Below are 533 nucleotides of genomic sequence, written 5' to 3'. Positions count from 1 at the left end.
CTGCTCGCCGTGAAGTCCATTGACGAGGCCAATGCAGCGCTGCCGAAGCTCCTTGAGAAACACAATGAACAGTTCACCGTAGAACCGCGCAATGCCGAGTCCGCGTACGTGCCACTGGATCCTGCCGTTAATCTGGAACATGTTTTTACCAAGCGTGAGTTCCGACAGCTCGGATCCGGGAATACGTTCAGCTACAACGGGATCATCTACACCCTCGCCAAGCCGTCTGGTATGCGCTTGAGCGCAAAGATGACCATCGAGGTGCGCGAGACACTGGCTGGCGAGGTGCTGCTGTGGCTTCAAGGACAAGCGCATGCGCTCCAAGCAACGGAGCGATCTAGGCGCCATTCCGCAACAACGCCAAAAGAAAAAGCGGGCTCTGCGCAGCCACGCAAACCCGCCGACAGTCATCCGTGGAAAACCGCGGTGACCCCAACCAAGAATAAGCGTACCACATCGAAGAGCGCTTTCCAAGATGCGACTTATTCACAGCACAACAGCTACGCCGAGGCCTCCTGGTAGGCGGCCTCAAT

The 533-nt window shown here is 57.0% G+C and carries 1 pseudogene; it reads left to right on the top strand.

Features of this window, described 5'->3' with window-relative positions:
• Window positions 1-522, top strand: a pseudogene (locus DQG13_RS31105) (ISNCY family transposase); the annotation flags it as partial.
• Between the last annotated feature and the right edge of the window lie 11 nt (window positions 523-533).

The organism is Paenibacillus sp. YN15, assembly GCF_003285005.1.
Classification (GTDB): Bacteria; Bacillota; Bacilli; order Paenibacillales; family NBRC-103111; genus Paenibacillus_AR.
This window is presented reverse-complemented; position numbering and strand designations above follow the sequence as displayed.